This window comes from Bacillus sp. LR_5, assembly GCF_042709275.1.
This window is the reverse complement of the sequence record NZ_JAVAXX010000301.1, coordinates 1-7,285: the sequence shown is the minus strand read 5'-3', so window position 1 is coordinate 7,285 and position 7,285 is coordinate 1. Positions and strand designations below refer to the sequence as shown.

Below are 7,285 nucleotides of genomic sequence, written 5' to 3'. Positions count from 1 at the left end.
TTATGACTATGAAATATTCTTCATAAACGACGGAAGTGTTGATGACACGCTTCAGCAGATCAAAGACTTGGCAGCGACGTGCAGCCGGGTGAAGTATATATCTTTTTCTCGGAATTTTGGAAAAGAAGCCGCGATTTTGGCGGGCTTTGAGCATGTTCAGGGCGAGGCGGTTATTGTAATGGATGCCGATCTACAGCATCCGACATATTTGCTGAAGGAATTTATCAAAGGCTACGAAGAAGGGTATGACCAAGTCATTGCCCAAAGGAACAGAAAAGGGGACAGCTTTGTCCGCTCACTCTTATCATCTATGTATTACAAGTTCATTAATAAAGCGGTGGAAGTCGATTTGCGTGACGGTGTCGGTGACTTCAGATTGTTAAGCCGCCAAGCTGTGAATGCACTTTTGAAGCTGAGCGAAGGAAACCGCTTTTCAAAAGGCCTTTTTTGCTGGATTGGCTTTGATCAGAAAATTGTATTTTATGAAAATGTCGAACGAAAAAACGGCACCTCCAAATGGTCGTTCAGCAGTCTGTTTAACTACGGAATGGACGGCGTCGTTTCATTTAATCATAAGCCGCTGAGATTATGTTTTTATACAGGCATTTTCATCCTGCTGCTTTCCATCATTTATATCATTGCCACATTCGTTAAAATTCTGACTAACGGTATTTCTGTGCCAGGGTATTTTACTATTATCTCAGCAGTGTTATTTCTCGGCGGAGTACAGCTGTTAAGCCTCGGAATTATAGGCGAATATATCGGCCGAATCTATTATGAAACAAAAAAACGCCCGCATTATTTGATCAAAGAGGCGAATATCCCGAACAAAGACCTGCCTGAAACGAATGAATTAAAAAGCATGCGGCGTCTGACAAAAATGCACTGAAAATACCAAGCGCCATTGGCAGTGCTTTTTTTGCGTGTCTATTATCTTAAAAGCAAGACTGGAGAATTTATATGAAAAGAAAACATATCATGATCTATGCGGCCAGTTTGCTGGTGTCCGTTCTGGCACACGCTTTTTTTGTGAAAGAATGGGCGGAAGGCAGGTATATGACAGGTCCGGGTGACGGGCTTGCGCAAATGATCGTATTTAAAAAATTATTATTTGACCAATATACACACGGGAATTTTTTCTACAATTATTCATTCGGACTTGGCGGCGGCACATTCAGTCAGCTCGGCTATTATTTTTCTGCGTCTTTTCTTTTTCTTGCTGTGTCTGCCGCTGTTTGGCTGCTTCAAGCCGTCCAGCTGATCGGAGAAGCGGATACGCTTTTTTGGGCAGAGTCAGCTGTTTTCATCAGTATTTTTAAATTGAGCTTGATCATCTTTACGTCCGCTTCTGTTTTTCATTATCTTCTCAAGCACAGGGCGGCATCGTTCACGGGAGCTGTGTTATACGGCGTCTCAATTATTTATTTCCGTCACGAAGCGTATTGGGAATTTTTCACCGATACAATGGTTTGGCTTCCGCTGCTTGTTTTCGGCGCAGAAAAAATTATTAGAGAGCAGCGTCCGGCGTGGTTTATCGTTGCGTGTTCGCTGACGTTAATCAATAATTTTTACTTTGCATACATAAACCTTATATTCATCGGAATCTATGTGCTGTTCAGATGGCTGATCCGTTTGGAACCACATGAAGAGAAAAGATGGATTCAAATCAGATTATTTCTGGTTTCAGGCTTCATTTCTTTTGGCATCAGTGCGGCGGCGTTTGTGCCCGTAGTATACGGTTTTTTAAACAACCTGCGCCCTCCATACAGCCAGAAAATAGAGTGGCTCAATTTCGATGATAATATCTTATTTTCGAGCCGGATCATCATTGTGCCGGCCGCTTTTCTGCTGTTTTTGTTTATTATTTCTTTTTACAAAAACCGTGTGTTTCGTCTCTTTGCCGGATTGAGCCTGCTGTTTATTCTGTTTCATTTCAGTCCGTATGCGGCAAGCGTCTTTAACGGTTTTTCCGCCCCGCAAAACCGGTTTGAATATATTCTGGCCTTTACCATTGCAGGAGCAGCTGCGGCTGGTTTGTCACAGCTGTCTGAATTGAAACGGAAAGAACTGCTCCCGGCCGCAGCTGTCGTCCTGCTTCTTTACTTGTATCATATTCAAAGGTATAAGCTCGATATATGGAAGCCTGCGAATGAAAGTATTCTATTGCTCTTACTCATGACAATCGCAGCCTTGTTTGCTGCAGCTTTTGCGAAAAAACGGGCAAAAATGGCTGTGTACGGTATAATCATTCTTTCTTCGCTGTTTGTCGCCAACTCCTATCAAAAATACGCACTCTCAGAAGGCGGCGATTTGGATAGTGTGACAAAAGAATATCTTACAAGTGAGGAATACAGAGGGCGGGAATCATCTGAGCTCATCAGACGTTTACAGAAGGAAGACGATGATCCGCTCATGAGAATCGACTGGATGAACGGGGTCCGCAATAATACGCCAATCATTTACGGATTTAATGGCTTCAGCGCGTATTCCAGCATTTTAAACAAAGATCTGCTGGCCTTCTATTGGAATGATTTAAGCATCGATATGGGCAGGGAAAGCGTCAGCCGTTACGCGTCATTGGGAGACAGGGCGAATTTATACAGCCTGCTTTACGGCAAATATTATATGACCGAAAAAACAAACGAAGCCAGCGTCCCGTACGGCTTCAAAAAGCATTTAGAAACAGAGCATTATGCAGTTTATGAGAATCAGTACATGCTTCCATTCGTCAAAACAGCGGATGCCATATACAGCGAAAGTGAGCTGGACCGATTGCCCGCTCTTGCGAAAGAACAGGCGATGCTGAAAGGAATCATATTAAAAGATCCATCAGGAAAAACGGAGCAGACACCAAAACCGTCCAATTTGATCACCAAGTCGGACATCACCGCAAAACAAGCCCAGTATCAAAACGGGCTGCTAACCGTAACTGGAGAAAACGGAGGAGAGCTGATCATCACCCCGAAACAGCCATCATCCGCTGCGGGAGACTACTATGTCAGCTTTTATTTGAAAAGCAAAGCAAAAGACAAAGGATTTACGTTAAAGGTAAATGATTATGTCACAACAAGGAAATCGAACAAATCGATATATAAAACCGGAGTAAATAATATAACGGTAAGAGTGCCTAAATCAGGCCATATCTCAATCAATCTTCCGAAAGGAACCTATGAGCTGAGAAACATAGCGCTCTATGAAGAAAATTACCAAACGCTGAAAAACGCTGTAATGCAAAATAAAACAGAGAAAGCAGACAAACTGAATTGGAACAAAAATCGACTGACCTTTTCCTATCATCTGTCAAAAGACCAGTACATCATGCTTCCGATCCCATATGAAAAAGGCTGGGAGCTGAAGATCAACGGAAAAACACAGAAGATCGAAAAAGCGGATTATGCTTTTATAGGCTTCAAGGCGCAAAAGGGAGACAATCACATTGAGCTGACTTACTATCCGCCATACTTCAAAATATCGGCGATCATATCTCTCGTCAGTCTGCTGCTTGCTGTTTTCTATATAAGACGTAAAAAGCCCGGCTCTATATAGAGCCGAGCTTTAATTTTTTCTGAAGTTTTTCTTCGCTGAATATCCATCCCGTATAGGATGAACGAATCGTGAGATCATGGCCGATATGAACAATTGCGACAAACGGATAATGGCCTTTGCTCCGATAACGCAGGTCGATAAATCTCACCTCATAATGATCTTTAAACGTATCCACTTCCCACCGGTAAACCGGAGAAAAGGACAGAAACGCCGCGATGTTATCATCCTGCTTTGCCGCATGCATTACATCGGTTTCAGGAACAGGCACCCGATTAAATGTATCCAGAATCACGACATGTCCTTCCATGCTTCTTCCTACATAGAAAGCATGTGCTGTCGTCACTGCGATTCGCCATTGCCTGAATTTCATCGTTGGAGAAATAATAATGCTTTCGATCTCATCATGAATCATCTCATGAAGCTTCCGTTTAATTCTCAGCTGCATGATCAGGCGCACCAAGTAGTAGCCTGCCAATATGATATATAAGCTGAGAAACGTGATGCCGGGACTCCCGCCTGCATACCAAATCGCGATAGCTGCCAGATGGCTGATAAAAATAAACGGATCAAACGTATTAATCAGCCCGAGCGCAACCCATTTTTTCGAAAACGGACGAATGGCTTGTGTTCCATAGGCGTTGAATATATCAACAAAGACATGCAGAACGACTGCCAGCAGTGTCCACAGCCACAGGTGCAGAAAATCGGCCTGAGGATAAAATAAATACAGAATCGCCGGGATGATGACAGACCAAAACAAAACGGCGGGAATTGAATGGGTAAATCCTCTGTGATTCCTTATATAAACAGCATTGTTTTTAAGCTTTAACACAGTATCAATATCCGGAGCCTGAGAGCCCGCAAGCGTTGCGATCATAACAGCGTGAGCCATTGCCGGATCTGATCCGACAACAGGATCAAGCGTCGCAATACCGCCCAGTGCGATGCCCATAACGACATGTGTGCCCGTATCCATAGGTGACCTCCTTGCAGGGTGATCCTGCACATTCACTTTGTAAGAAATTCCCCATTTTCATATACCCAATTTTTAAACTGATTCAATCGTTCTCATATGTTTCCGCTTTTTCTTTATTACTATTTAATGTAACATATTATCGTACTGTGCCCTTAGTGTACAACAAAAAACAGTCTAAAGAAAAGCGGGGCGCGAAAGACTGGGGAGAAACACATATGAACGTACTTGAAGACAAATTAAAACAAAAAGACATACAGCAATTTCGCGATGATTTAATCTCATGGTTTGAACGAGAGCAGCGCGTTCTGCCGTGGAGAGAGGACCAAGATCCATATAAAGTGTGGGTATCTGAAGTGATGCTGCAGCAAACGAGAGTAGAGACAGTGATTCCTTACTTTCTCCGGTTTGTAGAACAATTCCCGACAGTGGAAGCGCTCGCTGATGCTGATGAAGAAAAGGTGCTGAAAGCATGGGAAGGGCTCGGCTATTATTCGCGAGTCAGAAACCTGCAAAGCGCGGTAAAAGAAGTGAAACAGGAATACGGCGGCATTGTTCCTCCAGACGAGAAAGATTTTGGCGGGTTAAAAGGCGTCGGCCCTTATACAAAGGGAGCGGTGCTCAGCATTGCCTACAATAAACCCATTCCCGCGGTTGACGGAAATGTGATGCGTGTCATGTCCAGAATTCTATCTATTTGGGATGATATTGCCAAACCAAAAACAAGAACGATCTTTGAAGACGCCATACGAGCTTTTATTTCCAAAGAAAAACCATCTGAATTTAATCAGGGCTTGATGGAGCTTGGAGCCTTGATCTGTACGCCAAAATCACCCTCATGCCTGCTTTGCCCGGTTCAGCAGCATTGCTCAGCATTTGAAGAAGGCACTGAACGGGAGCTTCCGGTAAAAAGCAAAAAGAAAAAGCCCGGGATCAAAACCATGGCCGCGATCGTACTGACTGATGAAGACGGACAAGTGTATATCCACAAACGGCCGTCTAAAGGTTTGCTCGCCAACCTGTGGGAATTCCCGAATCTTGAAACACAAAAAGGGATCAAAACTGAGCGTGAACAGCTCATTGCTTTCTTAGAAAACGAATATGGCATACAAGCTGATATCAGTGATCTGCAAGGTGTAGTCGAGCATGTTTTCACCCACCTGGTATGGAATATTTCAGTGTTTTTCGGTAAAGTAAAACAAGTGTCGGATACCAGCAAGCTGAAAAAAGTAACGAAAGAAGAGCTCGACCAATTTGCGTTCCCGGTGTCACATCAAAAAATCTGGAAGATGGCAGTAGAAGCAGCCGCCATCTCGGCTGCTCCGTAAACCATTCTTAATCGTAAGAGACGCGCGTGCCGTGGCTGTAGTCCGCTTCATTGCGCTTCATTCCGCCGCGCGCTTCAATTTCTTGCGTTAATTCCCGGTATTTTGATTGGCCTTCTTCGTTCAAATAAGGCATAATTTGCTGAAAGGCATGATGAAAATAAGCGAGTTCACTGTTCTTCCAATCTTTTTTGGAAACCATGTTCAATTCGCTCATATCACGTCCGACATACATAACAGAAGACCCCCTTTAAAGTTCTTGCCATTATTGTTTGTGGAAATAAAAGAACTATACGCTACAAGGAGATGAGGAAAAATGGAACAAAATAAATGTGCACTCGTAACAGGAAGCAGCCGCGGTGTCGGAAAAGCGGCCGCGATCAGACTTGCTGAGAACGGCTATAACATCGTCATTAACTATGCACGCAGCAAAAAAGCAGCATTAGAAACAGCGGAAGAAATCGAAAAGCTTGGCGTTAAAGTGCTTGTCGTAAAAGCAAACGTAGGACAGCCTGCAAAAATCAAAGAAATGTTTCAGCAAATTGATGAAACGTTCGGCAGACTTGATGTTTTTGTCAATAATGCCGCTTCAGGAGTACTAAGACCTGTCATGGAATTAGAAGAAACACACTGGGACTGGACGATGAACATTAATGCGAAAGCATTGCTTTTCTGCGCTCAGGAAGCTGCCAAGCTAATGGAGAAGAACGGTGGCGGGCATATTGTCAGCATTAGTTCATTAGGCTCTATCCGCTATCTTGAAAACTACACCACGGTCGGTGTATCAAAAGCAGCGTTAGAGGCTTTAACCCGTTATCTTGCCGTTGAGCTTTCACCAAAACAAATTATCGTCAATGCTGTTTCAGGCGGAGCGATCGACACAGATGCGCTGAAACACTTCCCGAATAGAGAAGATCTGCTTGAGGATGCGCGCCAAAACACGCCGGCGGGACGCATGGTCGAAATTAAAGACATGGTTGATACTGTGGAGTTTCTAGTGTCTTCCAAGGCTGACATGATCCGCGGACAGACAATTATCGTTGACGGCGGACGCTCACTGCTCGTTTAAAAATTTTTAAAAAAGAGGAATAGCTATACGATCACCTGCACATTCTAATGACCGTGGAGGTGATAACAATGGCTAACTCAAATAACTTCAGCAAAACAAACGCTCAACAAGTTAGAAAACAAAACCAACAATCAGCTGCTGGTCAAGGTCAATTTGGCACTGAATTTGCTAGCGAAACAAACGCTCAGCAAGTCAGAAAACAAAACCAGCAATCAGCTGGACAACAAGGTCAATTCGGCACTGAATTCGCTAGTGAAACTGACGCACAGCAGGTAAGACAGCAAAACCAATCTGCTGAACAAAACAAACAACAAAACAGCTAATCACTGAAACAGAAAAAAGCACTTCATCTTCGGGTGGAAGTGCTTTTTT

7 protein-coding genes are annotated in these 7,285 nt (G+C 43.6%); 5 read left to right on the top strand and 2 right to left on the bottom strand.

All coding sequences use genetic code 11. The annotated features are described in order from the left end of the window. Together RAC86_RS32525 and RAC86_RS32520 are read left to right on the top strand one after the other, a co-directional pair. Positions 1–889: glycosyltransferase family 2 protein (locus tag RAC86_RS32525; RefSeq protein ID WP_377886488.1), on the top strand; the 889-nt coding region annotated here is incomplete at its 5' end. Between the two features lie 71 nt (positions 890–960). After that, entirely contained in the window at positions 961–3,546 is a 2,586-nt protein-coding gene (locus tag RAC86_RS32520) for a YfhO family protein (RefSeq protein WP_377886487.1), read from the top strand. On the opposite strand, the gene RAC86_RS32515 is transcribed toward RAC86_RS32520, so the two are convergent. Beyond that, positions 3,539–4,522: a metal-dependent hydrolase gene (locus RAC86_RS32515; protein WP_014476212.1), complete on the bottom strand. Its 984-nt coding sequence runs from the start codon at positions 4,520–4,522 to the stop codon at positions 3,539–3,541. The two genes, RAC86_RS32520 and RAC86_RS32515, sit on opposite strands and share 8 nt — an antisense overlap. Before the next feature lie 215 nt (positions 4,523–4,737). On the opposite strand from RAC86_RS32515, the gene mutY reads away from it, so the two are divergent. Beyond that, on the top strand, positions 4,738–5,847 hold the full coding sequence (gene mutY, locus RAC86_RS32510) for an A/G-specific adenine glycosylase (protein ID WP_151262090.1): 1,110 nt from the start codon (positions 4,738–4,740) through the stop codon (positions 5,845–5,847). Between the two features lie 7 nt (positions 5,848–5,854). Here mutY and RAC86_RS32505 read toward each other — a convergent pair whose 3' ends face one another. Continuing rightward, positions 5,855–6,079 carry a hypothetical protein gene (locus RAC86_RS32505; RefSeq protein WP_003233542.1) on the bottom strand — a complete coding sequence of 75 codons (225 nt, stop codon included), beginning with the start codon at positions 6,077–6,079 and terminating at the stop codon, positions 5,855–5,857. Between the two features lie 81 nt (positions 6,080–6,160). Between RAC86_RS32505 and fabL the strand changes: the two genes are divergently transcribed. Further along, positions 6,161–6,913 (top strand): enoyl-[acyl-carrier-protein] reductase FabL, encoded by a 753-nt coding sequence (gene fabL, locus RAC86_RS32500; protein WP_003223262.1) that lies wholly within the window; start codon positions 6,161–6,163, stop codon positions 6,911–6,913. 68 nt (positions 6,914–6,981) lie between these two features. Then, entirely contained in the window at positions 6,982–7,236 is a 255-nt protein-coding gene (sspE, locus tag RAC86_RS32495) for a gamma type acid-soluble spore protein SspE (protein ID WP_003233541.1), read from the top strand. The last annotated feature ends 49 nt before the right edge of the window (positions 7,237–7,285 follow it).